Here is a 1190-nt window from a genome sequence, read left to right as displayed (position 1 = left end):
TTGCGGTACAGCTCGCCGAAGACCATAGCGGTCTCGGTCGAGGCGTCCTCGGACAGGTCGTAGCGGGCGAGCTCGGTGCCGTTGGCCTTGTTGACCACGCGGATGTAGGCGTTGCGTACCTGACCGAACGACTGTGAGCGAGTCTCGGCATCGTAGATCGATACCGGGAAGAAGATGCTCTCGATGGTCGGCGGGGTGTTGGCGAGGTCGACGTCGATGACCTCGTCGTCGCCTTCGCCCTCGCCCGTGGTGTTGTCGCCCTTGTGCTCGATGGCGCCCTCGGGGGACTTCAGGTTGTTGAAGAAGACGAAGTGCTTGTCGGAGACGACCTTCTTGTCGGCGCCGGTCGCGATGGCGCTCGCGTCGAGGTCGAAGTCAGTGCCGGTGGTAGTGCGCACGTCCCAGCCGAGGCCGACCGAGACCGCGGTCAAGCCCGGAGCCTCTTTGCTCAGCGAAACGTTGCCGCCCTTGGACAGACTGACACCCATGCGGGAATCCCTTCGATTAGTCCGGTGTGTCGTTTCCCAGCATGTCCGAATCGCCGGGTACCGCTACGACAGTAATAGGTTTCGTGGATCTTGCGTAGGAACCGTCTGCAGCCCAGGTTAACGGGGTGAATCTCCTACCATCGACGGCAGTGAGTGGGCGAACCGCGGCCGTGGTTCGGAAAGGGGATGTGCCGGTGACACCTCGCAGACGCGGATGGTTCAGATCGGGGGCGGATCATGAGTGGATCAGCGGGGCGCGGGCCGCGGCGTCGGCCGCCTTCCTGGATATGGATCGCAGGCAGACGGCGGCGGAGGCGGGCGTGGTGGCCAGTGAGCAGGTCTTCCCCGACCGCCGGATCGGCGCGGTCTGGGAGCCGGTGCGGGCGCGGTGCTACGCCGCGGCGGGCGCGTATCTGAGTTTCACCGAGGAACTCGACGCCGCCGAGGCCGCGGGCACCCCGATCGCGGACGGTCCGGCCAGGGCGGACGCGTTGGTCCGGCAGCTGAACGAGGCCGCGCGCGGGGTCGACGATTTCTACAACGCGCACCGCGCCGGCCTCGCCGAAGCCGCGACTGTGCGAGCGTCGGTGCCGCAGTTGCTGACACACGTGCGGGCCGAGGGCGAACAGGTGCTGGCCGCCGCGGCGTCGTCCGGATTCGAGAATTACCCCTCGATCTCCGCGGGTGTAAGGAGGCTGAATG

1 protein-coding gene and 1 pseudogene are annotated in these 1190 nt (G+C 66.6%); one reads left to right on the top strand and one right to left on the bottom strand.

The features are described from left to right. On the bottom strand, positions 1-488 hold a 488-nt coding region (locus ACFWF3_RS36555), incomplete at its 3' end, for a TerD family protein (RefSeq protein WP_379318784.1). 194 nt (positions 489-682) lie between these two features. On the opposite strand from ACFWF3_RS36555, the pseudogene ACFWF3_RS36550 reads away from it, so the two are divergent. Then, a pseudogene (locus ACFWF3_RS36550) lies at positions 683-1190 on the top strand (hypothetical protein); the annotation flags it as partial.

It is taken from the genome of Nocardia sp. NPDC060220, from assembly GCF_042727815.1.
In the GTDB taxonomy this organism is placed as follows: domain Bacteria; phylum Actinomycetota; class Actinomycetes; order Mycobacteriales; family Mycobacteriaceae; genus Nocardia.
The sequence above is the reverse complement of the archived record's forward strand: the minus strand, read 5'-3'. Positions and strand labels throughout refer to the sequence as shown.